This is a genomic window from Marinobacter nanhaiticus D15-8W (assembly GCF_036511935.1).
Taxonomy (GTDB): Bacteria; Pseudomonadota; Gammaproteobacteria; order Pseudomonadales; family Oleiphilaceae; genus Marinobacter_A; species Marinobacter_A nanhaiticus.
In genome coordinates this window covers 4,839,046-4,865,421 of record NZ_AP028878.1, presented here as the reverse complement: position 1 = coordinate 4,865,421, position 26,376 = coordinate 4,839,046, and the positions used below count along the sequence as shown (strand labels likewise).

At 56.7% G+C, this 26,376-nt stretch carries 27 protein-coding genes and 1 pseudogene; 17 read left to right on the top strand and 11 right to left on the bottom strand.

The window, feature by feature from the left end:
* The first annotated feature begins 67 nt into the window (after positions 1-67).
* The gene (locus tag RE428_RS21900; protein WP_004580029.1) at positions 68-1,510 is read left to right on the top strand and encodes a dihydrolipoyl dehydrogenase; all 1,443 of its coding nucleotides are present in this window, start codon (positions 68-70) and stop codon (positions 1,508-1,510) included.
* A 9-nt stretch (positions 1,511-1,519) separates the two neighbouring features.
* On the opposite strand, the gene RE428_RS21895 is transcribed toward RE428_RS21900, so the two are convergent.
* The 8 genes and pseudogenes from RE428_RS21895 to RE428_RS21860 form a co-directional block, all read right to left on the bottom strand.
* Positions 1,520-2,296 carry a heme ABC transporter ATP-binding protein gene (locus RE428_RS21895; protein WP_040883062.1) on the bottom strand — a complete coding sequence of 259 codons (777 nt, stop codon included), beginning with the start codon at positions 2,294-2,296 and terminating at the stop codon, positions 1,520-1,522.
* Between the two features lie 52 nt (positions 2,297-2,348).
* Positions 2,349-3,386 (bottom strand): FecCD family ABC transporter permease, encoded by a 1,038-nt coding sequence (locus tag RE428_RS21890; RefSeq protein ID WP_115840226.1) that lies wholly within the window; start codon positions 3,384-3,386, stop codon positions 2,349-2,351.
* On the bottom strand, positions 3,376-4,239 hold the full coding sequence (locus RE428_RS21885; RefSeq protein ID WP_004580032.1) for a heme/hemin ABC transporter substrate-binding protein: 864 nt from the start codon (positions 4,237-4,239) through the stop codon (positions 3,376-3,378). The genes RE428_RS21890 and RE428_RS21885 overlap by 11 nt, the downstream gene beginning before the upstream one ends.
* Positions 4,230-5,324, bottom strand: coding sequence for a hemin-degrading factor (locus RE428_RS21880; protein ID WP_004580033.1), 1,095 nt, complete (start codon positions 5,322-5,324; stop codon positions 4,230-4,232). Before RE428_RS21880 ends, RE428_RS21885 begins: the two co-directional genes overlap by 10 nt.
* A gap of 17 nt (positions 5,325-5,341) precedes the next feature.
* Positions 5,342-6,487: an HmuY family protein gene (locus RE428_RS21875; RefSeq protein WP_004580034.1), complete on the bottom strand. Its 1,146-nt coding sequence runs from the start codon at positions 6,485-6,487 to the stop codon at positions 5,342-5,344.
* 67 nt (positions 6,488-6,554) lie between these two features.
* Positions 6,555-6,902: a TonB-dependent receptor domain-containing protein gene (locus RE428_RS21870; RefSeq protein ID WP_264673106.1), complete on the bottom strand. Its 348-nt coding sequence runs from the start codon at positions 6,900-6,902 to the stop codon at positions 6,555-6,557.
* Between the two features lie 76 nt (positions 6,903-6,978).
* A pseudogene (locus RE428_RS21865) lies at positions 6,979-8,505 on the bottom strand (TonB-dependent receptor plug domain-containing protein); the annotation flags it as partial.
* Positions 8,506-8,833: 328 nt separating this feature from the next.
* Entirely contained in the window at positions 8,834-9,127 is a 294-nt protein-coding gene (locus RE428_RS21860) for a DUF2061 domain-containing protein (protein ID WP_051079764.1), read from the bottom strand.
* Between the two features lie 281 nt (positions 9,128-9,408).
* On the opposite strand from RE428_RS21860, the gene RE428_RS21855 reads away from it, so the two are divergent.
* Together RE428_RS21855 and RE428_RS21850 are read left to right on the top strand one after the other, a co-directional pair.
* A complete protein-coding gene (locus RE428_RS21855; RefSeq protein WP_004580037.1) occupies positions 9,409-9,882 on the top strand; it encodes a Dps family protein in 474 nt (157 codons plus the stop codon).
* Between the two features lie 216 nt (positions 9,883-10,098).
* Positions 10,099-11,823, top strand: coding sequence for a choice-of-anchor I family protein (locus RE428_RS21850; RefSeq protein WP_004580038.1), 1,725 nt, complete (start codon positions 10,099-10,101; stop codon positions 11,821-11,823).
* A gap of 234 nt (positions 11,824-12,057) precedes the next feature.
* On the opposite strand, the gene RE428_RS21845 is transcribed toward RE428_RS21850, so the two are convergent.
* The gene (locus RE428_RS21845) at positions 12,058-13,185 is read right to left on the bottom strand and encodes an NAD(P)/FAD-dependent oxidoreductase (RefSeq protein ID WP_004580039.1); all 1,128 of its coding nucleotides are present in this window, start codon (positions 13,183-13,185) and stop codon (positions 12,058-12,060) included.
* 2 nt (positions 13,186-13,187) lie between these two features.
* Positions 13,188-14,516, bottom strand: coding sequence for an SAM-dependent methyltransferase (locus RE428_RS21840; RefSeq protein WP_004580040.1), 1,329 nt, complete (start codon positions 14,514-14,516; stop codon positions 13,188-13,190).
* Positions 14,517-14,765: 249 nt separating this feature from the next.
* Here RE428_RS21840 and RE428_RS21835 point away from each other — a divergent pair, with 249 nt between their 5' ends.
* The 4 genes from RE428_RS21835 (at position 14,766) to RE428_RS21820 (ending at position 17,059) form a co-directional block, all read left to right on the top strand.
* Positions 14,766-15,362 carry an NADPH-dependent FMN reductase gene (locus tag RE428_RS21835; RefSeq protein WP_004580041.1) on the top strand — a complete coding sequence of 199 codons (597 nt, stop codon included), beginning with the start codon at positions 14,766-14,768 and terminating at the stop codon, positions 15,360-15,362.
* Between the two features lie 209 nt (positions 15,363-15,571).
* On the top strand, positions 15,572-16,117 hold the full coding sequence (locus tag RE428_RS21830; RefSeq protein ID WP_004580042.1) for a hypothetical protein: 546 nt from the start codon (positions 15,572-15,574) through the stop codon (positions 16,115-16,117).
* A gap of 85 nt (positions 16,118-16,202) precedes the next feature.
* Positions 16,203-16,613, top strand: coding sequence for a hypothetical protein (locus RE428_RS21825; RefSeq protein ID WP_004580043.1), 411 nt, complete (start codon positions 16,203-16,205; stop codon positions 16,611-16,613).
* The gene (locus RE428_RS21820; RefSeq protein ID WP_004580044.1) at positions 16,610-17,059 is read left to right on the top strand and encodes a hypothetical protein; all 450 of its coding nucleotides are present in this window, start codon (positions 16,610-16,612) and stop codon (positions 17,057-17,059) included. Before RE428_RS21825 ends, RE428_RS21820 begins: the two co-directional genes overlap by 4 nt.
* 326 nt (positions 17,060-17,385) lie before the next feature.
* Here the strand turns inward: RE428_RS21820 and RE428_RS21815 are convergent, their stop codons facing one another.
* On the bottom strand, positions 17,386-18,060 hold the full coding sequence (locus RE428_RS21815; RefSeq protein ID WP_004580045.1) for a type 1 glutamine amidotransferase domain-containing protein: 675 nt from the start codon (positions 18,058-18,060) through the stop codon (positions 17,386-17,388).
* Between the two features lie 129 nt (positions 18,061-18,189).
* On the opposite strand from RE428_RS21815, the gene RE428_RS21810 reads away from it, so the two are divergent.
* The 10 genes from RE428_RS21810 (at position 18,190) to RE428_RS21765 (ending at position 26,346) form a co-directional block, all read left to right on the top strand.
* Positions 18,190-19,071 (top strand): LysR family transcriptional regulator, encoded by an 882-nt coding sequence (locus tag RE428_RS21810; RefSeq protein ID WP_040882385.1) that lies wholly within the window; start codon positions 18,190-18,192, stop codon positions 19,069-19,071.
* A 119-nt stretch (positions 19,072-19,190) separates the two neighbouring features.
* Positions 19,191-20,102: a hypothetical protein gene (locus RE428_RS21805; RefSeq protein WP_040882387.1), complete on the top strand. Its 912-nt coding sequence runs from the start codon at positions 19,191-19,193 to the stop codon at positions 20,100-20,102.
* A gap of 176 nt (positions 20,103-20,278) precedes the next feature.
* Positions 20,279-20,716, top strand: a complete 438-nt coding sequence (locus RE428_RS21800) for a DUF695 domain-containing protein (RefSeq protein WP_040882389.1) — start codon at positions 20,279-20,281, stop codon at positions 20,714-20,716.
* Positions 20,717-20,784: 68 nt separating this feature from the next.
* Positions 20,785-21,237, top strand: a complete 453-nt coding sequence (locus tag RE428_RS21795) for a hypothetical protein (RefSeq protein WP_004580049.1) — start codon at positions 20,785-20,787, stop codon at positions 21,235-21,237.
* Positions 21,238-21,371: 134 nt separating this feature from the next.
* Positions 21,372-22,016, top strand: coding sequence for a metallophosphatase domain-containing protein (locus RE428_RS21790; RefSeq protein WP_004580050.1), 645 nt, complete (start codon positions 21,372-21,374; stop codon positions 22,014-22,016).
* Between the two features lie 23 nt (positions 22,017-22,039).
* Positions 22,040-22,654, top strand: coding sequence for a LysE family translocator (locus tag RE428_RS21785; protein ID WP_004580051.1), 615 nt, complete (start codon positions 22,040-22,042; stop codon positions 22,652-22,654).
* A 78-nt stretch (positions 22,655-22,732) separates the two neighbouring features.
* A complete protein-coding gene (locus tag RE428_RS21780) occupies positions 22,733-23,194 on the top strand; it encodes a GNAT family N-acetyltransferase (RefSeq protein ID WP_040882391.1) in 462 nt (153 codons plus the stop codon).
* Positions 23,195-23,479: 285 nt separating this feature from the next.
* A complete protein-coding gene (locus tag RE428_RS21775; RefSeq protein WP_004579270.1) occupies positions 23,480-25,051 on the top strand; it encodes an IS1182 family transposase in 1,572 nt (523 codons plus the stop codon).
* A gap of 275 nt (positions 25,052-25,326) precedes the next feature.
* Positions 25,327-25,923 (top strand): CPBP family intramembrane glutamic endopeptidase, encoded by a 597-nt coding sequence (locus RE428_RS21770; protein WP_004580053.1) that lies wholly within the window; start codon positions 25,327-25,329, stop codon positions 25,921-25,923.
* 27 nt (positions 25,924-25,950) lie between these two features.
* Entirely contained in the window at positions 25,951-26,346 is a 396-nt protein-coding gene (locus RE428_RS21765; protein WP_004580054.1) for a VOC family protein, read from the top strand.
* Positions 26,347-26,376 lie beyond the last annotated feature (30 nt).

The window sequence follows — 26,376 nt, the reverse complement described above, 5'->3', positions numbered from 1 at the left end:
GAAGGCATAATCTTTCACGTGACAATGATCGAAAGCTAACCGCATCGGATAGATGGAGAACGTCAGCATGGAAAAACGCAAAGTCGATGTCGCTGTAATCGGCACCGGTACGGCGGGCATGGTGGCCTACAAGGCCGCCCGCAAGCACACCGAAAACCTGGTGGTCATCGAGGGCGATCAGTATGGCACCACCTGTGCCCGGGTGGGCTGCATGCCGAGCAAGTTGCTGATTGCCGCCGCAGAAGCCGCACATAACGTGACTGGCGCGGACCTGTTCGGTATCCATGCCGAAGGTGTGAAGATTGACGGCAAGGCCGTTATGGAGCGCGTGCGCCGCGAGCGGGACCTATTCGTCGGTGGTGTGCTTGAAACCGTAGAGAGTTTTCCCCCAGAACATCGCCTGAAGGGCATGGCGCGTTTCATCGACGACCACCGACTGGTGGTGGGCGGCCAGGTCGAAATCGAGGCTCGCAGCTTCGTGATCGCCACCGGCTCGCGGTCGAATATTCCCGAATTCCTGCAGGCCGCCGGTGATCGGCTTCTGGTCAACGATACGGTGTTCGAACTCGAGGACCTGCCCGAGTCAGTGGCGGTATTCGGTCCCGGCATCATTGGTCTCGAGCTTGGTCAGGCCCTGAGCCGCCTGGGCGTGCGCATTCGCATGTTCGGGGTCAGCGGCAGCATCGGCGCGATCCGCGACGAAGCCCTTCGCGACTATGCGCAGGAGACGTTCAACCGGGAGTTTCCGTTGGATCCGTCGGCCAACGTCAGTGCTGTCGAACGCACAGCGAAGGGTGTCCGTGTGACGTTCGAGGACGAAATGAAGGGCGAAGTGAGCGAGGAGTTTGATTATCTGCTGGCGGCCACTGGACGACGCCCCAATGTGGATCGCCTGGACCTGCAAAATACCGGACTCGAGCTGGACGATCGAGGCGTGCCCATTTTCGATCACTACACCTTGCGTTGCAGCAAGAGCCATATCTTCATTGCCGGAGATGCCGATAACGAGGCCCCCGTGCTGCATGAAGCCACCGATGAGGGTCGCATAGCCGGGGATAACGCCGGGCGCTATCCGGATATGCGTGCCGGTCTGCGCCGGGTACCTCTGTCGATCGTTTTCACCGACCCGCAGATTGCTACCGTCGGGCTGACACTTGATCAGGTGCAGGAACGCTGTCGCGACAGCTATGCCACGGGTGAGCTGTCTTTCGAAGATCAGGGCCGGAGCCGAGTGATCGGTAAGGACCGTGGGATCTTGAAGGTTTACGGTGAGCATGGCAGTGGCCTGTTCCTCGGCGCCGAGATATTCGGCCCGGCAGCGGAGCACATCGGTCACCTGCTGGCCTGGGCAGCACAGAAGCACATGACGGTGAGTGAAATGCTGGACATGCCGTTCTACCATCCCGTCATCGAGGAAGGTGTGCGCTCAGCCCTGCGGGACCTCAACCGCAAACTCAATATTGGTCCGGAACTGGTCGATCGGTGCCTTGAGTGCGGTCCCGGCGCGTAATCCCGGGTATCAGGGACACTGGTCGGCGCTTGTCGGGATTACCAACGGATAGCCTTCCGGTAGCATCGTCACCCGGGCTGATAGGCCGTAGACCGCTTTCAGGATATCCGGTGTCAGCACGCTGGTGGGGGAGTCATCCGCGACAATCCGGCCGCCCTTCATCAGGACCAGCCGGTCGGCATACTGCGCCGCCAGGTTGAGGTCGTGCACAGCGACCAGTAAGCCATAGCCTGCCGATGCCAGCTGCCGCAATTGGCCGAATACCACTTGCTGGTGCGCCGGATCCAGGGCGGATGTGCATTCATCAAGCAGGAGCAGGCGAGGATCGGGCTGATCCCAGACCTGCGCCAGCACCCGCGCCAATTGGACACGTTGCTGCTCGCCGCCGGATAGCGTCGGCACCAGCCGCGTCTTCAGGTGCTCGATATCCAGTCGTTCAAGCAATGCATCGATCACCCGCCCGCGCTGCTCCGGTTTTTCCCGCGGACGGCCCAGCGCGATGACTTCTTCGACCGTCATGGGGAACTGCAGGTCGACCTTTTGCGGCATCACGGCCCGATGTCGGGCGATGGTGGACCGGCGCCACTGGCCGAGTGGCTGGTCGGCAAAGTGGATGCTATTGGCAGGCGCATGCAGCTCGCCGGCCAACGTTCGCACCAACGTGGATTTACCCGCACCGTTGGGGCCGAGCAGGGCCACCAGTTCGCCCGGATGCAGGCGTAGGTTAACGTCGGCAAGGATCGGGCGGCCCGAGAGGCGAATGTTAAGCTGATCGACCTTGAGCATGGGTTCCGAGGTCATGGCGCCAGGTTGTGAAGACAGATCGTTCATGAGTCACTCAGGCAAATCGATTACGCATCAACAGCATCAGGAAGAAAGGGCCACCCAACAGCGCCATCATCAGGCCGATGGGTAATTCCGCCGGAGCAACCACGACACGCGCCAGGCAGTCGGCCAGCACCAGCAAGGCGCCACCGCCCAGGGCGCAAGCCGGCAGCAACAGGCGATGTCCGGCACCGAAGATCTGTCGGAGCAAGTGAGGAATCACTAACCCGACAAAGCCTATCAGCCCTGTCACCGCGACTGCCGCGCCGACGCCCAGGGCCGCCAGGGCAATAGCGCCGCGCTTCACCCAGGCGGTCGAATACCCCATATGACCGGCCACTGGCTCTCCCAACAAGAAAGCATCAAGCGGGCGGGCCAGTAGCGGCGCGATGATCAGCGTGATGAGCATCCAGGGACCCGCCAGCCAGAGGTCTTCCCACCGGGCATGGGCCAGGCTGCCCATGGTCCAAAAGGTCAGGGAGCGCAGGGCGTTGTCATCCGCATAGAAGGTGAGCAGGCCCGTCCCGGCGCCGGCAATGGCGTTGATGGCGATACCGGCCAGCAGCAACAGCGCGACGCTGGTCTGGCCCTGACGGCTGGCGATGCGCCAGGCCAGCAACGTGGTGACGCTGCCGCCGATAAACGCCGCCAGGGGCAGGGACCAGCGACCGGCCAACGCCGTCCAACTCGCCAAACCACTGCCGCCCAATACAATGACCGCAACGGCAGCCAATGCGGCTCCGCTGGAAACACCGATCAAACCGGGATCGGCCAGGGGGTTACGGAACAGACCCTGCAGCAGCGCGCCGGACACCGCCAAAACGGCGCCCGTCAGTAGTCCCAACAGCAGCCGGGGCATGCGAATATCCCACAGCACCAGCTCCGCCGTTGGGTCATTCGGCGTGATGCCGGCCATCATCTTCAGCAGGTCTTCGATGGCTACGGGGTAGGCGCCGCTGGAGAGGGCCAACACAGCAGCGACCAGCAGGATGGCCAGCAACACCGCATAGCTGACCGGTGTCGGCATTCGCCGGACGTCCTCAGTGTGCATGGGCCGTATCGTTTGCCGCAGTGGATTCGGGCACGATAGCAGCGATGGTCTGCATGGCCTCGGGCAGGCGCGGACCAAAGCCTAGCAGAAGCATCGCGTTGGCGGTGACCCGATGGCCGTCCTCCCAGGCCTTGAGATGGATCAGGGCAGGCCAGTCCGCAGGCTGGAACTGGCCGGGCCGCGCCTCCGCGATGACAATGGCATCCGGATCGGCAACCAACAAGGCTTCACGGCTGGCGGGTTTGTAACCGCTCACGTCATCCAGTGCGTTGCGCAGACCCAGGGTCTCGAGCAGCGCGTCCGCGGCAGTTTCCTTGCCCGCAAGCATAACGCCATGGTCGCCGGCCGCAAGCAGGACCAGTACACGTGCGTCCGTCTTATTGGCCATAGACGTCTGGACCTTGTCGATAGCCGCCGCCATCCGGTTCGCCAGCTCATTGGCCTGGTCCTGCTGGTCGACCAAGTCACCCACGCGGCGAATGCGCTCCAGAGCGGCATCAACATCCCAGGCAACGGGCAGCTCGACTACGTCGACCCCGGCCTCGCCGAGGCCGTCCAGCGTTACATCCGGACCGGCTTCCTCCGTGGTGATCAGCCGGGTGGGCTTGAGCGAGAGTACGCCTTCCAACGGTAGGGCCCGCAGGTAGCCGATTTTGGGCAACCCGGCGATGACCTGCGGTGGATACTGGCTGGTGGTGTCCACACCGACCAGAAGGTCGGTAGCGTGCAGCGCAACAATGGTTTCCGTAATGGCGCCGTCGGCACTTACGATGCGGGGTTCGGCGGCCGCTTTGGCACCCGCCCACCCCAGTATGAGTATCGCGGCCAGGCCGATGATCTTCCTCAATTGCATACTAACGTGCTCTCCAGTGTCTGAACTTCCTGTTGCCATCGCTCGTCTTCCCGCTGGCCGGGTTTGCGCTCGCCAAACAGCGTCAGCACCAGCTCACCTTCGGCGTCGTAGCCTTCCACGGAGGTTACCACGCCATCGGTCGTCGGACGGCGCACGCGCCACCATTGGCTGATCGAACGGACGTTGGCGTGGAGGTTGAATCCCGGGTCGAGCACATTGACCCAGGGGCCGGTGGGCACGATCCTGGAAACCGGACCGGTGAAAATCTGCACGATACCCGGATTGCCGACGAACACCATAATCGGACACTGGCTGGCGCTGACCTGGCGCAGCAGCCGTTCGAGCACAGAATACCCGCTCTCGTCCGCAGCGTCTGCGTCCGGCGTGTCCAGGCGCAAGGCCTGGTCGGTACCGATCAATTCCAACGCAGTGAGGCGGTCCGTATTATGTCGCTTGAGCATGGCGTTGAAGTGGTGGGTATCCTTCAGGGCCAACCAGTCCCGCCGCAGGGCTTCGGCATCCACCGATTCGCGGTCCACCCGGTTCAGGGGAGGTCTTGGGGGTTCGAGGGACGGGGTCACGGGGGTTGCTTCCAGGAATCGGGTCAGCAGCGCCTGCCAGCCCGCGGTGTCGGTCCTGTCCGTTCGGTAGATCTTCTGCACCCCCTGGCCATGGGCGTCGAAGAACTGCAGGCTTTCCCGGTTACCCGAGCGTACCTGTTCCATTACCCGGAAACCGTGCGCCCAGTTGCGGAAGAACACCCGGACGTCAATCTGGCCGACGGCCAATCCCATCGCGCCGGAACTGGAGGTGCGGAATTCTGCGAAGACGCCGGTGACCTCATGTACCACCGACTCATTGCGGGCGAGGATCATCACTTCGCCCACCGTTTTCATCGTTTCCAGCATTGCCGGGAATTCAGGCTTGAGCGGCTGGACCTCACCGGGCTCCCGGCATAGCAGGAGTTCCAGTTCGCTAACGTTCAGTTCGCTGGCAGCCTGCCGGATGCGTAGACCTGGATTGTCGGCCCGGAGTGCAGCCCAGCGTTCGGCCAGGGGGTCCGGCATCGTTGCTTCGATTTGCATGTTCTCAGTCTCCGCGATCAGTTTGCCGGGGTCAGTTCGACGGTTTTCCAGCGAATTCGCGGGTAGCCGCTGGTTCCCGCGTCGTTGTAGTAGCCAATGACCTGAAGGCCGTAGATGGGTGAGGTATCGTCGGTGCTGTCGGTGTCGATCAGGTAGACGCGGTAGTTGGGCCAGAGTTTGTGTGTGCCCTGCAGGTTGTAGGCATACCAGGAACTGTCCACGAAGATGCCTCCAGTTGCGTCCGCATTGTATAACCGTGCGATTGACTCCCCGGCAGGCGTGAGGGTTGCACTGGTGTAGGTGTCGAGTTCAGCCCATTCGAAGGCTCCGAAGACGCCGCCATCACCGTTACCGGATGGGCCGCTGTTGCTGCGCAGGTAAAGGGTTCGGGCACCGTAGCCCAGCTTGAGGTCCCACGCTGTTGTGCTGCAGTCCGCCATTGCATTTGCATCAAAGTCAAAACAGAGTTCGCCGGAGCCACTCGGGAGCGTGCCCGTAAAGGTGGCCGATGTCGTGAACGTTGACTGGGCTGCTGGCTGGACGTCGAACTCAATCGTGTAAGTGTCCATATCGAAGGCCGTAACCTGCATTCGTGCATAGCTATCACCCTCACCTGAGCGCACCAGCCAGCCATTATTGCTATTCGCGGAGACGGTATGGGTGGCGAAATCATAGACGTACCAGTCGTCGGCGAATTGACTGGTCACCGCTTCGTCGGTCCAGTTTGAGGGTTGGGTCATCTCGGCCAGCAGATGTTCCAGCTCACTGTCAGCCGTCGCATTCAGGAAGACACTGGTGTTTGGGTTACCCTCGTCGTCATAGAAATCCGCCTGCTCCGCGCCGACAGCGCCAACCACATGCCCGAGGCCCGACGCGCCACTGTTCAACTGGATGCCCATGCGTAGAAACGCCAAGTGCCAATCCGTTGATGCCGCAGCTTCCTGGGGCGTCAGCGCCACCGTTTCGCCGGTGTCGAGATTCAGGTAAACGGGTGTGGAAGCATCGCTGGCATCGAGCTGCCGGGTGGTCACGCCGGCCTGCTGGTCATCGCCGCCCGAATTGCCGCCGTCGTCGGAGATGTCATTACTGCTGCTGCCTCCGCCACAACCTGCGAGCAGAAGGGCCGTAGCCGCCAGCGAAAGAATGGAACGTGAGTGGATCATGATGTCTTTCCTTTATGAGTGAAGGTTGTCTTGTTGTTGCACGTGGTCGGTTGGAAACTGTCTGGCGTCACAGCGGTTTGCCGAAGCCCAGGGTCACGCCGGCGTAGATGTAGCGTCCGGAGACTGGGCCGAAATCGCTGGCGTTATCGAAGTTGCGTTGTTTATCCGTGAGGTTGTTGACCCCGCCGAACAGACGCAGGCTGTCGCCGAGGTCCTGGTTCAGCTTCAGGTCGATCGTCGTGAAACCGGGGGATTCCAGATCGTTCTGGACGTCGACGAGCTCGTCGCTCTGGCTGCGAACACGGATCAGCCAGGCCAGGCCCGGTAAGGGTGTCAGGCCATCCAGCGAAAATGTGCCTTGGTGCTCGGGCCGTCGGGTGAGGGGCTCGCCGGTGTCGCGATCTTCGGCATCCAGGTAGGTGTAACCTGTAACCGGCAGAGAGCTTCCAGCCCGGGTGGAACTGCCAGCCCGCAGTCACCTCGAAACCCTGGGTCCGGGCACGTTCCACGTTGGTGTAGCGGTATACCTGCACGCTATCGGCCCGTTCCGCGGTCGCATCCCAATCCACCTCGGTCTGGATCAGTTGATCGATGTTATTGAGGTAGGCATTGACCTCGAACCAGGCGGTGTTCCGGTAGGACATACCCCAACCGAGCTGGTAACTGTCGGATTCTTCCGGTTCCAGGTCCGGATTGCCGTTGACGATGTAGCCCAGTTGGCTGTGGTCAAACAGGTAGTAGCGTTCCTTGAGGTTGGGCACGCGATACCCGACACCCCAGCCGCCCCGCAGGTACATGTTGACGTTGTCGCTTTCGAAGAGGTCATAGCGGGCATTGAGCTTGGGTGCGAAGTGATCGCCGAAATCGGAATCATGCTGGAAGCGCAGGCCAGGAACCCATTCCCATCGGGGGCCGGCAAACCAGGTATCCTGCAGCCAGAGTTCCTTGCTGTTCTGCGTGAATTCGCCCTCGTCAATCAGTTCAGATACGCCGTCCTTGTATTGTTCGAGGCTGGTGTGGCGAAGATCCGTACCCAACTGCAACTGATGATTGTCCAGCGGTTCGAATTGCGTCCAGCCAGACGCTTGGGAGCGGGTATGGGTCGCGTCCCGATTGTCGAAGCTCGCGTCGGCCGTGTACTTGTTGGTGTCGTCCTCGAGATTTTCATGCAGCAGGCTCCAGTGCCACTCGGGACCGCTCAAGGGGGTATGCTGGCCGACAAGGGCTCCGCGCCAGCGTTCGGCGAGCTCGTCCTTGGCAGCGTTGTCCGGGGCATTTCCTGGGCTTATGAGTAGATAGCGCGAGCGGGCATCTTCGCGAAAGTAGCTTACCTGGCCGTAAATGCGATGACCTTCGGCGGGCAGCCATTCCAGCCGGTTGGCGACGTAGGTTCGCTCCACGGCATCGCCGGGCTGCTCCCAGGTGTCCGGTTCGGGATCGATACCATCGGTTTCCTGCCGGGAAACCGACATCCGGTAGCGCAACTGTTCGCCGCCCAGATCGATGGTGGCCTGCCCATTGCGGCGGGCGAAGTCCCATTCCTCTCCGCTGGGGTTCTGGTCCCCATAAGTACCGCCATCGAGGATCACCTTGCCAGAAACCCCCTCGTCGATCGGCCGGGTGATGATGTTCACCACACCGCCCATGGCCGAACTGCCGTATTGGGCGGAAACAGCGCCTTTAACGATCTCGATGCGTTCGATGTCCAGGGTGTCGATTTGAGTGACGTCGACTGAGGAACCGGTGGTCGCAGTCAGGGGCAGGCCGTCGATCAGGATGCTGACGCGGTCCGCATTGAAGCCCTGCATCCAGACTTCATAGCCTGCCTTACCATGGATCTGCCGCAAGAGCACGCCGGGCGCGTAGTCCAACGCTTCCTTGATGGTATGGGCGTGCGTATTGCGGATCTCCTCTTCGGAAACAACCTCCGTGCGCACCGGCGTGTCGCTCACCTTGCGTGGTGTGCGGGTACCGGTCACGACCAGTTCGTCCAGGTAGAGGCTGCTGTCCGCGACCATTGGCGCCGACGCTTCGGCGGCAAGAACGGGGGACCCGGTGAACAACAGGCATAACAAGGCACTCCCCGCCGCCGGATGGTGCAGGCGATTCCCTCGGCACAACATGGCTTACTCCGTTATAAATAATACGAATGCAAACGATTATCATTAGAATTAATTAACGAGTCAATAAACCTGTCGTTGATCGGGACGTTTGCGGTGAACGCCGGCGAGCGTTCTCACAGGTAGGTGGGGCCGTAGGCCTTTGCAGCGAGATATAAAAAAGCCCGCTCGAAGGCGGGCAGCAGGGGAAAATTTCGGAGAAAGTGCTCAGGAATGGTCGGCCAGATTATGCCGCAGTGACCTTCGGCGTCTGCTCCACGGAGCTACCTTGGTTATGGTCCCCGGGGGTGCGACGACCTTGAGTCCGACGATTCCACAGCTTCTCGTGAAAGAAGTAGGCCACCGTATTGATCGCTGGCTCGACCATGGCGATCAGGCTGCCGATGATGATGTCGCCCGTCAGCAGATAGGCCACGGTGAAGGCGACAGTGAAGTGAGTACACGCGAAGGTGATCGTCTTGGTCAGCGAGTGATCGCCCTCCGCTCCGTGGTTATGGAAAAACAGCTTGAGTACACTCATGATCAACTCCGCTATGAACAACGTCCTGTGCTCAATTAAAACGAAACTGAGAATCATTGGTAAGTAAATTGAATTTCTTGTTTTAATAGCAGGCGACTATCAATTGGCCTTGATCTCGATCAAGGTCCTGTATCAGCTGAAATGTGAAATTTCAGTTATATAGCTTGAAAAGGCATAGCGCGACCCTATTGAAATAATACGGTCAATAAACTTTTTATCCGGCTGCGACGTAATAAGCTGTAAGCAAGCTCAAATCCAAACTGACTAGAAGGAGCTACCTGATGAGTACGAATCTGCTTGGTCTTGATACGGGAAAAACGGAACAGCTCGCCAACGACCTGAACGATCTGCTGTCCAACTACCAGATCTTCTATATGAACGTTCGTGGCTACCACTGGAACATCAAGGGCGACAACTTCTTCGAACTGCACGCCAAGTTCGAGGAGCTGTACGACGACCTGCTACTGAAGATCGACGAAGTGGCCGAGCGCATCCTGACCCTGGGCCATCGTCCGGCACACGCCTATAGCACCTACATCGAGCGTTCAGATGTTGAAGAGCGCAAGGACGTCAGTGATGGCAAGCAGGCGGTTGGCTTTATTGTGGAAAGCTTTGCCAAGCTGATCCGCAAGCAGCGCGATATCCTCAATACTGCCGGCGAAGCGGATGATGAGGGCACTGTCGCCCTGATGAGCGATTACATCTCCCAGCAAGAGAAGACAGTCTGGATGTATCGCTCCTATCTGGGCGAGTAACCCAGCTGCCTGAATAATGAGGCCGTCTGTTCGACCCCCGCACCTCGCGGGGGTTTTTGTTTTTGCTTTCCCTCGTCTTCCCGTATAGATCCGCGGGGTCCTGTCACGGAAACGTCATCGTCCTGACTTGCACCAGTCATGCAATTGTCATGTGTCGCGCATAGCGTCGGGTGGGATTTTCGTTTGCTTGCTCACTTCCCGGACGAGGCGTTTACGATGACGAATGAATGGATCACAAAAAAGAACCTGCTGGCTTGCGCAATCCTCGCGGCTACTTTGGGCCTGACAGCCTGTAGCGACGACGATGACGATGATGAGCCCTCCAATGGCAATGATGACCAGGTCACGCAGGTTTCCCTCGAACTGGAAGTAGCGGGTACCTACAATACCGGAATCTTCGATGGGGGAGCTGCAGAGATCGTTGCATACGATGCGGCCAATAAACGCCTGTTCGTCGTGAACTCCGCAGACGTCACCGTAGACGTACTGGATGCCAACGATCCCGCAATGCCCTCATTGCTCGATACCATCGACGCCTCCGCTGAGGGGGCCAGTGCCAATAGCGTAGCGGTCCATGAGGGGCTGGTTGCTGTCGCTATCGAGGCTGTCGTGAAACAGGATCCGGGCAAAGTCGTTTTCTACAACACGACAGACCTGAATAAGGTAGGAGAAGTCACTGTTGGCGCTTTGCCGGACATGCTCACCTTCACGCCTGACGGGTCGAAGATCCTTGTAGCCAACGAGGGCGAGCCGAGCGATGACTACGCCAACGATCCCGAGGGCTCTGTCAGTATTATCGACCTGACCAATGGGGTTGCTTCTGCCACGGTGGCTACCGCTGATTTCCGGGCTTATGACGGGAAGGAAGCCGAACTTCGTGAACAAGGTATCCGTATTTTTGGCCCTGGCGCATCGGCTTCACAGGACTTTGAGCCTGAGTACATCGCAGTAGCGCCCAACGGCGCGAAAGCCTGGGTGACCTTGCAGGAGAACAACGCGGTTGCGGAGGTTGACCTTGCGACCCAATCTATAAGTGCGGTTCTCCCGCTCGGATACAAGGACCACAGCGTGACGGGCAACGAGCTCGACCCCAGCAACCGGGATCTCAACGAGATCGATGACGATGGGGCCATCCGTATCGCCAACTGGCCGGTTCTGGGCATGTATCAGCCTGACTCGATCGCCAGTTATAGCGTAGGCGGGGCTGCCTATTACGTGACGGCCAATGAGGGGGATTCGCGCGACTACGGCGGATTCAGCGAAGAGGTCCGGATCAAGGATCTGACGTTGGCAGCGGGCGCCTTCGATGAGCTGCCGGATCTCCAGGAGGACCACCAACTGGGCCGGCTCAATACGAGCTGGACCATGGGCATCAGCAACAACTGTGACCCCTATTCCGCCGGCGCCGGAAACTACAAGGATGACGCGCTTGCCAACTGCGAGTTCGATACGCTTTATGCCTACGGTACGCGCTCGTTCTCCATCTGGGCGGAGGATGGCACCCTGGTTTACGACAGCGGCAGCGACTTCGAAACCATTACGGCGGAACAGCTACCGGAGTTTTTCAACGGCAATAACGACGAGAACAGCTTCGACAATCGCTCCGACGACAAGGGGCCTGAACCTGAAGGGCTGGCACTGGGCAAAATCAATGACCAGACCTTTGCGTTTATCGGCCTGGAGCGCGTTGGCGGCATCGTGGTGTACGACATCACGGACCCGCAATCTCCGAAGTTTGTACAGTACCTGAACAACCGTGATTTCTCTGTTTCGCAAACGGATCTCGAGGCTGGCATGGCAGGAGACCTGGGGCCGGAAGGACTGGTATTCATTCCTTCGGACAACAGCCCCACGGGTCAGCCTTTGTTGGCGGTCGGCAACGAAGTCAGCGGCACGACTACGCTCTATACGATCAACGTGAGTGAAGTTGCGGTGGAGTGATTGGGTGGCTGCTATAGCCTGAAAGGAGAAGAGGCCCCGCGGGGCCTCTTTATTATTTACCCCTCTCCCTAACCCTCTCCCGCAAGGGGAGAGGGGATTAACTTGAGTTCTCGACCTAAGCTCTCTTTCCAGACCCTTTCGCGAGGGAGGAGATTAACTCGAGTTCGGTCCATAAGCTCCCCTCGCCCCTTGCGGGAGAGGGGAGAGGGGGAGGCGGCAATTCCAAAGCTATTGCTAAACCGCCGCCTTAAAAACCGGCACATCCTGATGCAGGAACCACTTCTCAGTCACCACCTTCCGCGTAAACCAATGGGACCGCATTAGCCCACTGGCGACGGAGGTCTTTACCCACCCCGGTAACTGCCAGCCACCATTATCCGGCATGGCACGGCGACCAAAGCGGTCGGCGATGGCATCGCCATAGCGCTGGAGGCTCTGGGCACTCATATCCGGAGCGCGGCGGATGGTTTCGGCGGCCATCAGGGCGGATTCGATGGCCGGGCGAATGCCCTCGCCACTCTGGGTATAGGCCAGCCCCGCGGCGTCGCCGATCAGCAGGATACCGTCATCCACCAGCGGGCGTTCGGCGTGGGCATAGAGCAGGTAGGCGTGGCCCTTGAAGCGGCTGGGCAGGTCGGACGGGATGCGGCCCTGGGCCTTCATTTCATTGACGAAAGCTTCCAGGTGCTCGGTCAGCTTGTGGTTGTCTTCCCGTCCCAGGCCAATATTGAGGAAGTTCCCCTTGCGGAAGACCCACGCATAGCCTTTCAGGTCCTTGCAGAACCAGAGCTCCGGCTGCTCTCCCCGCGCGGCGCAGACTTTCTCCTGCTCTGGTGTCATCTCGAATTCCACTTCCTTGGCGGCGACGACGGTTTCATGCTTGCCGGGCCCGTCGCCCAATTCCCGGGCCACCGGGCAGAAATGACCGCCGGCGCCAACCAGCAGGGGCGCCTGCCAGCGGTCATTGATAATCCAGTTGCCTTCCTCGCGGACGATGGACTTCACCGCCGTCTTCATCTGTTTGTCGGCCGTCACGCGGTCCAGCAGGTAGGTGTCGAACTCGCACCGTCGGATACCGTAGCTCACCGGCTCGTCGCCATGATCATTGTCCACCGGCGGCTGGCCCATCATGCCGATACGGAATTCGGTGATCGGTTGCAACACGCGGGACTGGCGGTAGTCCTCCAGATCGATCCCGAGGCTATCGATAACCGCCGGAGTCACCCAGCCGGCACAGGTCTTGTCCCGCGGGAAGTCGGCCTTGTCGATCAGCAGGACCTGCTTGCCGTTGTTACGCAGGGCCCAGGCCAGGGTGGAGCCGGCCGGGCCGCCGCCGACGATAATGACGTCATAATGTTCCATGATCAGACGGACTCCGGTGCAGCCGGTGTTTCATACAGGTGCTTGCGGTTGCGCGGCACCTGGTTGTTCTCGCCGTGGGTCAGCACTACCTGGAACAGCTGCAGGGAGCTGGCCTTGAACGCAGCGATCGAGCCGGCCAGGTACATGCGCCAGGCGCGCGTGAAGTGCTCGTCGTACATTGTCGTCACTTCGTCCGCATGGGCCTCGAACCGTTCCTTCCAATGCTCCAGGGTGCGCGCGTAGTGCAGGCGCAGGTTCTCCACATCCAGCACCGAGAAACCGCCATCCTCGCATAGCCCCATGAACTCGCCGATGCTCGGGGGATAGGCGCCTGGGAAGATACGTTTCTCGATCCAGGCATTCATCTTCATGGGCCGGTTGCGACCGATACTGTGTAGCAGCGCCAAACCCTCCGGTTTGAGGGAGCGCTGGATTACCCCGCTCATATCGCCGTAATGGCTCTTGCCCACGTGTTCCAGCATACCCACGGATACGAAGGCATCATACTGGCCGCTGATGTTGCGGTAGTCGTCCTCGATATAGTCGATCAGGTGATCCAGTTCCTGGCGCTTGGCCTCTTCCCGGGCGTAGGCCAGCTGTTCCCTGGAAATGTTGTAGGCGTGTACCTTCACCCCGTAGTTCTTCGCCATGTAGCGGGCCAGACCACCCCAGCCGCAGCCGGCTTCCACCACGGTCTGGCCGGGCTTAAGTTGCAGCTTGCGGCACACGTGTTCAAGCTTGGCGAGCTGGGCCTGTTCGAGGGTCAGGTCCTCGCTCTCGTAGTAGGCACAGGTGTATTGCATCTGCGCCTTATCCAGCCAGAGGCGGTAAAAGGCGTTGCCCAGGTCGTAGTGGTGGTTGATGTTCTGCCGGGCTTCGCTGACGCCAGTGGACCGGGGCGCGTGATTGGCCCAGACTTTCTCCAGCCAGTAGGGCCATTCCTTACGGGCGCGGTTAAGTGAGCGGTAGAGCAGGGTGAGGAGTTCGGCCAGGTCTCCCTCGACTTGAAGGCGACCCGTACTGTAGAGATCGCCGAAGGCGAGGTTGGGATTGCCAAGGAGTTGGTAGAGGGCTTTCGGATCGGTCAGACCCAGAGTGAATCGGGGCGACGTCCCATCGAGCCGGATCAGCGTGTCATCCCAGAGTTCAAACTGCACAGGTGGGCCGCCGGCAAGCTTTAACAGTTTCTGCAGTAACTTGCGTTCCCAGATGTAGGGCGAACGGCGGGTCTCATACTGGGCAAGAGGAATGGAAAGGGCATTGCCCTGTCGTGAACCCGAGAGGGGTGTTTCTGCGGCCTCGTCCCGGGAACGGGTGTCCTGATAAGCCATAGTGCTCTCCCTGAACTCTAGAATCACTCAACCAGTCTAGTCACCATGCACTTTCACCATAAAGTGCAATCCTTAATCGTTAGTCAGTGTTAGTCACCTGGATCAAAAATGCACCTCTTAGTATATAAATTAGCCATTTAAAGTCACATCCCGGTGGTCGTTCTTGCAACTCTATCGTAATCATAGACAGTGCCAATAAACCCGATTTCACTGCTCAAGTAAGGGCTTACACACGCAGGAGGTAACATCATGTCTGGTTCTCTCAGAATTCTCTTTATCGCCGGAAGCACCCGCACCGGGTCCTTTAACGCCCAATTGGCGGAGCGCGCCGCCCACACCGCCGAGCAACGTGGCGACGTCACCGTTACCCTCATCAACCTCGCCGACTACGATATGCCCCTCTACAACGGCGACCTCGAAAAGGAAAAAGGCCTGCCCGAAGCGGCCAAAAAACTGAAGCAACAATTCCGCACCCACCACGGCTTCTGCCTGGCCTCCCCGGAATACAACAGCACCATCAGTCCGTTGCTGATTAACGCGCTCCACTGGATCAGTCGACCGGAAACCCAGGACGAACCTGGCCTCGTGGCGTTCAAAGGCAAAGTGGCTGGGCTGCTGGCGGCATCGCCGGGTGGCTTTGGCGGCATGCGTGGACTGGTGCCACTAAGGATGATGCTCGGGAATATTGGGGTGCATGTGATTCCGACGCAGCTGGCGGTGCCTCAGGCGAATAACGCATTTGATGAGAGCGGGGCATTTAAAGAAGAGAGCTGGCAGCAGCGGCTGGAGGTTTTGGTGGATGAGTTGGTGGCTACGGCTGAGGTTGTGGGGACGGCCGAGGGGTAGGTGCTGGAACTAGTGACATTGTTGTGAAGAAGGAAGGCTGTGTGGGGTGCTGCATGGCCTTTTCGTGGCGCTGCGTTCTTTATGTCGCAAACGTTGACGTGCTGAGGCTCTGGGGCTAGTTTGAAGCTAAATTTGGGAATGAGATATCGGTCGCCGGGGTATCGGTCTTGGGGGCTCATATACAACTGTTATGGTCTAAAGGAGTGGATTTGGAAAGCTTTAATATCTTCAATGTATTAGCAGGTATCGCTTCCATTATGGGAGCTGTAGCTGTCTATCAGTTCAAAATGTCTCAGAGCAAGAAAGCTAGGGCCGATCTTTTGGCTCAGCTGGATGAGTCAATTGCGCAGAATAAGAAGCACTCTGCTGGGGAGCTGTTTTATCTGCTACACAGATTGAGGATGAACTTTGAAGATATTGAAGCAATCTGTGGTGATAGTAGGAGTTCCAAGATTGTGTATGCACTAAGAAAAACGCCAGGAGTGGTAACTCACGTAGATGGGCGATTCAGATATAACGGTATCTTTGAGAAAGAATGGGTTCGGAAGGCCAACAAGGTTCTTATGAAAGCGCTTGCCTATGCCATGGCTGCGATTGCTCTTACCTCGATTATTTTGATGGGATTTCTGGAAGGCACACAGGCTTTGGCTCTTTTGATCGTCGTCGCGCCCCTGGCCGCTTTTTTCGGTATGCAGGTAAAAGATATCCAGCATGACAATATGGTAGAAGGCCTAGTGGGATCGGATGAACCATAACCAGTTGTTGTAGTTCGTTCCGGCCGGAGGCCTCCACCGGACGCCCCTAAACGAAAGTGTAAGAGCTCAATCACGGATTTGATGCATGAACGATAGAATCAATGAAGAAATACATCAGCCCGTGATTGTCAGCGGGTTGATTTCAGGTATGAGTATCGGGACGTGGCAGGAAGATTACCATCTCACCGGTCGAGACTATGAACATCTAAAGAATGGAAAGCCTGTCACTTTCAATTGGGCGAACTCGATTCTGTTAACCTCCATTGGTATAGGGCTGACTCTGCTCGGTAAATATATATCCCAGCAAACAAATCCATCGGTAGTAATCTATAAAGGAGAGTGGATAGGCCTTGGTGTTGGTATCGCCATTTCAATCATCTTATACGTTATTGGGCTCTGTTTGCCCGATGATAGAAAAAAGTTAATGAGAAAGCTCAAAGACCATTTCGATAACTCCCCCAAAATGCGTCAAATGATGAAGGAGGGAGAAAAATGATTACGCGAGAAAATTTGCCAAAAAGCTATGTCCCCTATGAGAGCCTTGTGATTTGTAGTAACACAATGAAAGGCGGCGGCCATATTGTCGCAGTTGGAGATGAATTGCCGTTGGTTATTGGCAGTGGAGAAAAGCCACAAATCTGGCTTCAAGCTATAAGGAATCCAGAAACCAAGGAATTTGTTTCCATAGTCGAAGCTTCAGTATCAAAGCACCCTGCAGTGGAGCTGCTTGAAAAGCACGGAAGTATAGAAATCACAATAGAAAACAAGATAGTGCTTGTGGTGCGACAGGAATCGCCAGAAAAAGGCGTGGTGACCCAGATGGATCTCAGGCCCATTGGGCTAAACCTATATGGAGATGAGTCAAGCCTGAAAGTTGGTGGGTCTAATTTTGCGAATAATACAATGTCTGGCGGCGGAGTTCTAATTGGCTTTGGTGGTTGAAAGCTCTAACAATCGCAGTCAGTCCGACGGCGTTTTCGTTCCGTTTGCGGCTCCACTACAAATCCGCGGTTGCTGCGGCCGTTATGTGTTTAAATAATGGATATAGTAGTTAGTACAATAAAGATAGTAGGGCTGATCGGCCTGCTACTGTGGTATGTGCTTTTCGCACCTAGCTGGATCCGCGAATGGTCAGAAAATGCCCTGCTATCCATTCAGACAGCTGTGTTTTGGTGTATTTACCAAAAACCGGGACGGATTTATTTTTAACGCTGTCTACCCCTCCGCAATACAAAGCTCCGACCCACAATGGGCCGGAGCCGCAGTGCTTAAACGCCAAGTTGCTTGACGATGGCTTTGCCAACGGCTTGAGCGCTGGTTGGGTTTTGGCCGGTGATCATCCGACCATCTTCAATAACGAACTCTTGCCAGGGCTTCACCTTGCTATATTGCGCAGCGTTACGGGCCAGCGACTCCTCGAGAAGGAAAGGAATGTCCTCAATAGTGCCGTAATCGATCTCTTCTTCCCGTGTAAATGCCGTCACTGTTTTTGTCGCCAGCAAAGGGTCGCCGGAGCTCAATACAATGGGGAGAAAGCCGGCTGGACCGTGACATACCGCACCCAGAATGCCGCCATTCTCGTAATGCGAGGCACTCAGCTGGGCGAACGCCTCATTCGTGGCTAAGTCTGATAGCAGCCCGAATCCGCCCGGGTAAAAGACGGCGTCGTAATCCTCGATATTGAGTTGCGACACTGGAATCGTGTTTTTGATGCGATTCTGGAACTCTTCATTACCCAGAATCAGATTGTTTATCTCATCGTCTTCGATATCTGTACCGTAGATCGGTGCCTTGCCACCTTTAATAGAGGCGATGTCGTAATCGACACCATGCTCCATAAATACATGGATGGCATGTGTCAGTTCGGGTGAATAGGTGCCATTGGCCTGATCGGTATCGCCCAGTGTGGCGTGGTTGGTTACGGGGATAAGTACCTTTTTCATGATCGCTCCTCTGTAGTCGCTGGTTCACGTCATTGACGATGGAGCTACTGTAGAGCGTTTCTTTAATGGTGATAATGCGCTATTTTCGGGAAACACTATTGCTGTTCAGCAACAATTGAGAGGTCGTGGGTGGATAGCTTTGAAGGCATCATCGAATTTATAGCTGTCGCTGAAAGTGGGGGATTTTCTACGGCGGCCAGGCAATTAGGGTGCAGCACGAGCCATGTCAGCCGGCAGGTGGCCCGCCTGGAAGAACGTTTGGGCTGTGCTTTACTGGCGCGCTCCACCCGACAGGTGAGTTTGACCGAGAATGGCACCGCTTATTATCAGCATGGCAAAGAGTTGATCATCGGTTTACAGCAGGCCAACGAGCAGGTGAGCCAGCAACAGTTTCGCTTGAATGGAACGTTGAGAGTTAGCGCCGCCGGTGGGTTTGCAGAGCACCATATCGCCCCAGCATTGATGACTTTCGCTAAGGATCATCCCGAACTGACCGTTGAGGTCGATTTCAACAGTCAGATGGCTAACTTTGTCGAAGACGGTATTGATTTCGCCATCCGCTATGGTGAATTGACGGATTCCAGCTTGGTTGCCCGTAAGTTGGTCAGCCGACCAATGATGGCTGTAGCAAGTCCAGAGTACCTGAAGCAATACGGGACCCCGAATCATCCGAGGCAACTGAAAAATCACAGCTGCATTATCTCCAATAACGACTACTGGCTTTTCAATGTTGATGGGGTTCAAGAGAGCCTCAAGGTCAGCGGACGATGGCGCAGCAACAACTCCAATGTGGTTGTTGACGCCTGTGAGCGAGGGCTTGGTGTAGCCTATATGCCTGGAAGTACCTTTAAAGATGCCGTTGAGCGGGGGCGCCTGGTTGCTGTCCTGGAGCCTTTTTGGAGCAAGGGGGCGAGCAGTTGGATCGTTTATCAGAACCGTAAATTCCTACCCTTGCGCGCGCGACAGGCAATCGATTACTTAATGGAGCACTTCGCCGATTGGGATGGTTAATCCGAGAAACCGGGACAGATCTATTTTTACTGCTTTACCTGGCGCTTCGCGGCAAGCGAAAGCCGGGTGTAAGTCGTGCCGATCTTGAGTATTAAGCGAGTTACTCAAAGGAACCTCTCTTGAAAAGACCACACCATCGTCTATCCATCATTCTTTTGATGACCTGCTCGCTCCTGGCCTGCACCGACGCCTTGCCCGAAAAGTCCACGTCAGAGAATGATCCGTTCGCTTCGTTGCCGAATAGCCCGCCTGCTGAAGGTAGATGCGGAGGTTGGCGTAGGAGCCTCGCCCAGGGGCGTCATGTTAGTGAAGTAGAAGCCTGCCTGCGCGAGAAAGCGCTGGCTGACCGGCCTCGGGCGATCGAAGAGGCCAAGGTCATGGCTGACTGGTCCGTTCTCGAGAAGGGTGACTCGGAACTCAAGGCCTTGATTATGGCTTTAGCGAAGTATCCGGAGCCTGGCAGTCTCGAACGCTATCTGGTGTCCCGGTCGCTGCTGCCCAATGAGCCCGATCAATACAACCGGCTGGACCGGGCGTTGACGGCGGCTGACTATCTGAGGGAAAGGGGCAACATCCACTGGTTCGATGTCGAAACGGGCATGTTCCCGAACTATCACGATGATCTGCTGGCAGATATTGCCGAGCTGAGCGACTTTGGTGAGGTTGCCTTTTCCGAGATTCCGCCATCGAATTTTGACGCGGATGAGGAGCCCTACCTGCTAAAGGCCTTGGTCGCCGGGAAGGCCTATCAGCAGGAAGCCGAGAACTACGGCGACTGGTATGACCTTGGCGCAGTACTGAAGCTGATGAACAGGATTGCGTTGGATCAGGATCTCGAAAGTCGCTTTGTGACCTTGGCTACCGGCGATCAGACAGCAATTGTCTGGGTGGTCGATGACCGGGAACTGACCCTGTTGGTTGATGAGGGCTTGGTGACGCTGGGGGCTGATGAGCTCGCGATGCAGAACGGAAAAGCTTTCGAGGCGGAAGTTCGGTCTTCATTCGCGCCGGAGAGCGCGTTGATCGAGTAAAGCTCGGGCAAGTTTTGCTGAGGGTATTTCACTGTGGGCAGGCAGTTATATAGGGGAAAGGCAGGACCTCGCCCTGACGTCCCACATTGTATGTAAATAGCCGGTTCACTCTATGTTGGCGGCCAAAAACGATGCGCTTCTTTTCAATACTAATTATATTGCTCGGGGTATCTTGTATGGCTTCTGCCGAAGGGACATGGTCGATTGGCCAGGCGAGAATTCAAGGCAATCCGGTCGTGTACAAATACACGAACGATCTTCCTGCTGCAGACATTCGACAAAAAATGCCTTGGCTTACCGTTGTGTCCTGGAAGTATGACGGCTCGACGAGGAATGGGATGCCGCCAACGAGTATTAATGACGCAATGATCAGGCTCGAAGACGGGCTCGAAACCATCGAAGGGCGTGAGAGCGATTATTTCGATGTCTACACGGCCACAGGTAACCATCTAAAAGAGTTCGTGTTTTATATCGCTGACCGGGAACGATTTATGGCTAGCTTCAACGATACGCTGCGTGGACATCCCGCTTACCCAATCGAAATAAACTTCTATGAAGATAAAGAATGGAGTGAGCTGATTAAGCTCCAGCGGAATTTTAGTACCGGCCGCTAAACATGGGGCACAGAGCCGCCCTTTGTTGAGGTCTCCGGGTTCATTCCTCAAACGCCAAAAAATAAAACATGAAGAAAAACTTTCACTGCACACTCGTCCTGTTCCTTCTCGTTTTGGGAGGTTGCTCTCCAACCACAGACTTCCCCGCAACTGTCTCAGGCTCGGAGCTAGAACAGCTTTTCCGTGATAAGGCTGTGGAGCTTCGTGATACACCTTTCGCGAATGGTGTGCGCTCATTTGGTCTCTTCTTTGAGCGCGAGGACGGCACCGTGCCCACGGAAAAAGGGCGCGTGCTTATATTTCAAGAGGATAACGACGCTTATGTGCTGGCCTATTACATGCCCGCTGGTGAAGATCAGTTTGAGCGCATCGACGAGCCGGTGAAAGTGACGGGCACACGCATACCTCGAGCCGGCAGTCCTAGAGGTTCAGCCAGCTGTCTGCGAGCGCCGCTGCTAGCGGGCTCTGGCGAATGGTATGGCTGTATTGAACGAGGACGTGTGGTTACAGGAATCGAGTGAGTTTGTTGGAAGGCGGCGCGACGAAGAAAGATGCATAGATCTCGCGTCTGTCCTCCGCTAAAAAGGAGCTGAACTACCCGCTATTCTGTCGGGCAGAAGGGACAGTCCAACCGACCTTGGCAAGGGCAGCCACCATGCGCATCGTAAGCATCTCAGACACACACAGTATGCATCGGCAGATCACAGACATACCTGAAGGTGATGTCCTGGTGCACGCCGGAGACTGCCTGGGGCGGGGCGCCCTGTCGGAGCTCGAAGACCTGAACGACTGGTTGGGGTCGATGCCGCACACCCACAAGTTGTTGATTGCAGGCAACCATGACTGGTGTTTCCAGACAGAACCGGAACTCGCAAGACAAGTGCTGACGAATGCCACGTACCTCGAGGGGGAGGGCATTACCCTGGAGGGTGTCAAGTTTTGGGGCAGCCCTTACACGCCGCGATTTCAGAACTGGGCGTTCCAATTGGATCGAGGGCCTGAACTCGAACGTCACTGGCAGCAAATTCCGGGCGACACCGACGTTCTGATTACCCATGGCCCGCCAGGGGGTGTCTTTGATGCCGTGATGGGTTACGGGGGCATCGAACGCGTAGGGTGTTTCGATCTGATCGAGCGAATCGAGCAGTTGTCTTTGAGAGCCCATATCTTTGGCCATATTCATGAGGGATACGGTTCGCAAACCCGGCCAAGGGATAATGTGTCCTTTGTGAACGCGAGTATTTGTGATGAGCGTTATCGACCCATCAACAGGCCGATAACTATCGATCTACCGTCTTAGTATCAAATCAGGGACTATCGATCATGTTCACCGCCGAATTCTTACTAACCTCGCTGATCGTTGTGCTGATTCCCGGTACAGGCGTCGTATTTACCGTATCCACTGGGTTGATGCATGGGCGTAAGGCCAGCTTCTATGCCTCGCTTGGTTGCACGCTTGGCATCGTGCCGCACCTGTTGGCCACCGTTCTCGGTCTAGCGGCGATCATGCATACGAGTGCGGTAGCGTTCCAGTTGCTCAAGTATGCGGGGGTTGCTTACCTGCTCTACCTGGCTGTGGCCACGTGGCGTGATCGGGGTGCTTTTTCCGTTCAAGAGATCAATCGCAAGGGCGGCGCCGTTTCGTTGGTGATCAAGGCCTTCCTGTTGAATATTCTCAATCCCAAGCTGACCATCTTTTTCCTGGCCTTCCTGCCGCAGTTCATTGCGCCCGGTGCCCAGTCTCCGATAGGCCAGTTGCTGGGCTTGAGTGGCATCTTCATGGCGATGACATTCGTAGTCTTCGTGATTTATGGACAGCTTGCCCATGCCTTTCGATCGGCTGTTATTGAGTCGCCTACTGTTCAGGGGTGGTTACGGCGTAGCTTTGCGGCTGCATTCGCGGGTCTCGGAGTGCAACTTGCGCTTTCGGAGCGGTGAGGCTTAAGGCGAGGAACACGGTGTCAGAGTAAATATCTGGTCGTCGAATTTATTGCGTTTATTTGGATATGGTAATTGATGAAACTGAATTTCAGGTGGTCTCGCTTAGAAGATATGTCGTCCCTCGAATTATTCGAAATCATTAAAGCTAGGGAAGCTGTTTTTGTGGTCGAGCAGCAGTGCGCTTACCAGGAAACGGATGATATGGATCTGCAGTCCTGGCATCTCTCTGCATCTGTCGATGGTCAGTTAGCCGCTTACGTACGAGTTGTCGATCCCGGCATTAAATACGAGCAGCCTTCAATTGGTCGGGTCATGACCGTTTCAAAATTCAGAAATTTAAGAATTGGTCGTTCGTTAATGGATGAGGCTATTCGTTTTACTGAAGAAAAATATCCCTCAACGGGTATAAAAATTGGGGCTCAGGTTTACCTGCGAAAATTTTATGAGTCGCTTGGTTTTGAGCCTGCAAGCGAATCGTACGACGAAGATGGCATTCCACATATTGATATGATCAGATCGGCTTCAAGTGCAGGTTAATGCCAGGAAAATTAAGGCAAAAAGGTGAGGCAGAAGGTGTAAGAGCAAATGCTTGGAGCAATTATTCTTAAACGGTAGATAAAGTCCACAAACGCGTGATTGCGAGCGTCGGACTGCTCGGCAAGTTTCATGGGGTATGGAGTGCTCAAAAATCACAACCTTCGCCTAGGCGCAACGCTGTGGCTCGCCGCAATGACCGGCGTTGAGGCTGTAGAAAAAGTCCCGGAATCGCCGCTCGTGCTTTGGTAGCATCGAGTCATCGCTGGCCGACAAGGACCGTCTTTCATGCCCCGCTTCAAGCACTACAACTACGACCAGGACGCGATGGTCGTTATCAACTACCAGGATCAGCTCCAGCCCGGCACCTTCGAACATGCGATCCACTACCTGATCGAACACAGGCTGGACCTATCGGTGTTTCACCCCAAGTACCGCAACGAAGACACCGGTCGGCTGGCCTACGATCCCGCCATCCTGCTGAAGATCATCCTGTTCGCCTACTCCAAGGGCATCACCTCCAGCCGCGAGATGCAGTGGTGCTGCGAGACCAACATCATCTTCAAGGCACTGTCCTGCGATACGGTGCCGCACTTCACCACACTGGCAAAGTTCGTCAGCGGCCATGCCGATGAGATCGAGGATTTGTTCGAGCAAGTGCTGCTGGTGTGTCACGAGCAGGGCCTGTTGGGCAACGAACTCTTTGCCATCGACGGTTGCAAGATGTCCTCCAACGCCAGCAAGGAGTGGTCCGGCACCTTCAAGGAGCTCGGCGAGAAGCGGGAGAAGCTGCGGCGCCTGATCCGCCACCACCTGCGTGAACACTACGCGCGGGACGAAGCGGAGACCGAAGCCGAACTGGACCGGGATATCCGCCGGGCCAAAACCATTCTCTCGCTGGATGAGGCCATGACCAAAGTGGACCGCTTCCTAAAGACGAACCGCCCACGGAGGGGCCGGGGGAAGCGGAACAAGGAAGTGAAGAGCAACCTGACCGATAAGGAGAGTGCCAAGATGACCACGGGCAAGGGCACGATCCAGGGCTACAATGGTGTCGCCACGGTGGATAAGAAACACCAGGTCATCATCGACGCCCAGGCCTTCGGCGAAGGCCAGGAGCATCACACGCTGCAACCGGTCCTGGAAACCGTCGAAGCTCGCTATAAGAAGCTGGGTATTGCCGACAGCATCTATCAACACGGTACGGTCATCACCGCCGATACCGGCTTCGCCAACGAAGCCAATATGCAGTACCTGCATGAGCGTCAGATCAACGGCTATATCCCGGACAACCAGTTCCGCAGCCGGGACCCGAAGTTCCAGCACCAGAAAGCCAAGTACGGCAAGCGCCATCAAGACCGACCGGCCACAGGGTGGAAGAAGACCATCCCCGCGAGCGAATTCCAGTTCGACCCGGTGGACCTCACCTGTATCTGTCCCGCCGGCGAATCCCTCCAATACCACGGAACCAAGGTCGATCAGAACGGCCAGCGCCGAACCTACTTCCAGGGCCGTTTACTGCAGTGCCGACACTGCCCGAAGAAGCACCGCTGCATGCAGAACCCGGAGGCGGCCAACGATCGGAAAGGCAAAGGAAGACAGGTCTCGTTCACCATCGAGACCCAGCGCCGACCGAACTACACCGACTGGATGAAGCACCGGGTGGATAGCCCCCAAGGCAAAGAAATTTACAGCCATCGAATGTCGGTGGTGGAGCCGGTGTTCGGCAATATCGGCACCACCAAACGGCTGAACCGCTTCAGTCTGCGGGGTAAACGGAAAGTGCAAGGCCAGTGGCAGCTTTACTGTCTGGTTCATAATATTGAGAAGTTGGCCAATTACGGGCAGTTGGCAGCCTGACCGAAGGGCAGGTGGGAGAGCCATGCTATAGCGCCGCTGAATGCGCTATAGCTGACTAAGCGGCAAAAAACTTGGAGTGCGCGGCTATTGTCGGAAATAAAACAACGCATCCGCCAATGGCGGGTAAACAAAAGAACAACTGAAACAGCGGGTGGAAACGACTCAGAATTGGGTTTTTCTACAGCCTCGTTGTTGTCCTCTCACTGACAGTTATTCCGAAGCTTCTGGCAACGGCGCCGCAATCCGTTCCGCTTGGCGTTGCGGTTGCTGCAAGCGTGGCACAGAGCGGTGCCCTGCTTGCGTTGGCTGTTTGGGTCGGCGTAGTGCTCTCGCGGCCTTTGGGGCTGGGGGCACCGGTTATTGAGGCGGCGCTGTCTGGCTCGGAAGCCTGGCCAGCTTTAAGGCGCCAGCTTGTTCCTGCGGGGATTGCGGGGGTCTTCGTTGGCGGCCTGCTTGTACTTTATGGGCGTGTAGCCCCTCCCGAGCTTCTCACGCTTGGTCAAACTATGGGTATCCCTGTTGCCGTGAAGCTACTCTACGGAGGCATTACGGAAGAAGTACTCATGCGCTGGGGGCTCATGACCGCGCTAGTCTGGCTGCCGTGGCGCTTCATCCAAAAGCGGGTTGGTCCTCCACGTACGTCCTGCGTCGTGGGTGCAATCGTTGTCGCCGCCCTTCTATTCGGTCTCCTGCACCTACCAGCCGCAGCGGCAATGGGTGCAAGTCTCAATCCTTCAGTCGTCGCCTATGTTATTGGCGGCAATACTGTCCCCGGAATCTTGTTCGGTGTCCTGTACTGGCGCTACGGGCTTGAGGCAGCAGTCATCGCCCATGCTCTTGGGCACGCCGTTAGCGTTCTGGTCGCGGTTTAACTCAGTCGTTAAGCACAAGGAAAGTTCATGCACGCGAATATAGCCCGCTACGGAATCATTCTGAACTCCGAAAATTTTGACGAATGCGTAGCGTTCTATCGGGATCTCTTCGGGTTGCGAGAGTTATTCAAGCGGGACGAGGATGGATTTAGACTCACCTGCCTTGAATACGGAGACGGCTACTTGATGATTGAGCAAGGAGGTAAAGCGAAGAGCGGCATCAAGTCACCTGAAGAGGGTAGCTTCAAGCTTCGTTTCAACGTTGAAGACATGGCGGAGGCCTTGGCAAAAATTAGGGCCTGGGGCATCGACGCTGTCATTACCAAGAATGCTTGGGGTAGAACTATCAATATCAGCGATCCCGACGGCAACCGAGTAGGTGTTAGAGATGAAGCCGGCTTTGCTCTGCAGATCAATGCTTAGCAATGTGGTCAACTGGACGGCAAATTCGCC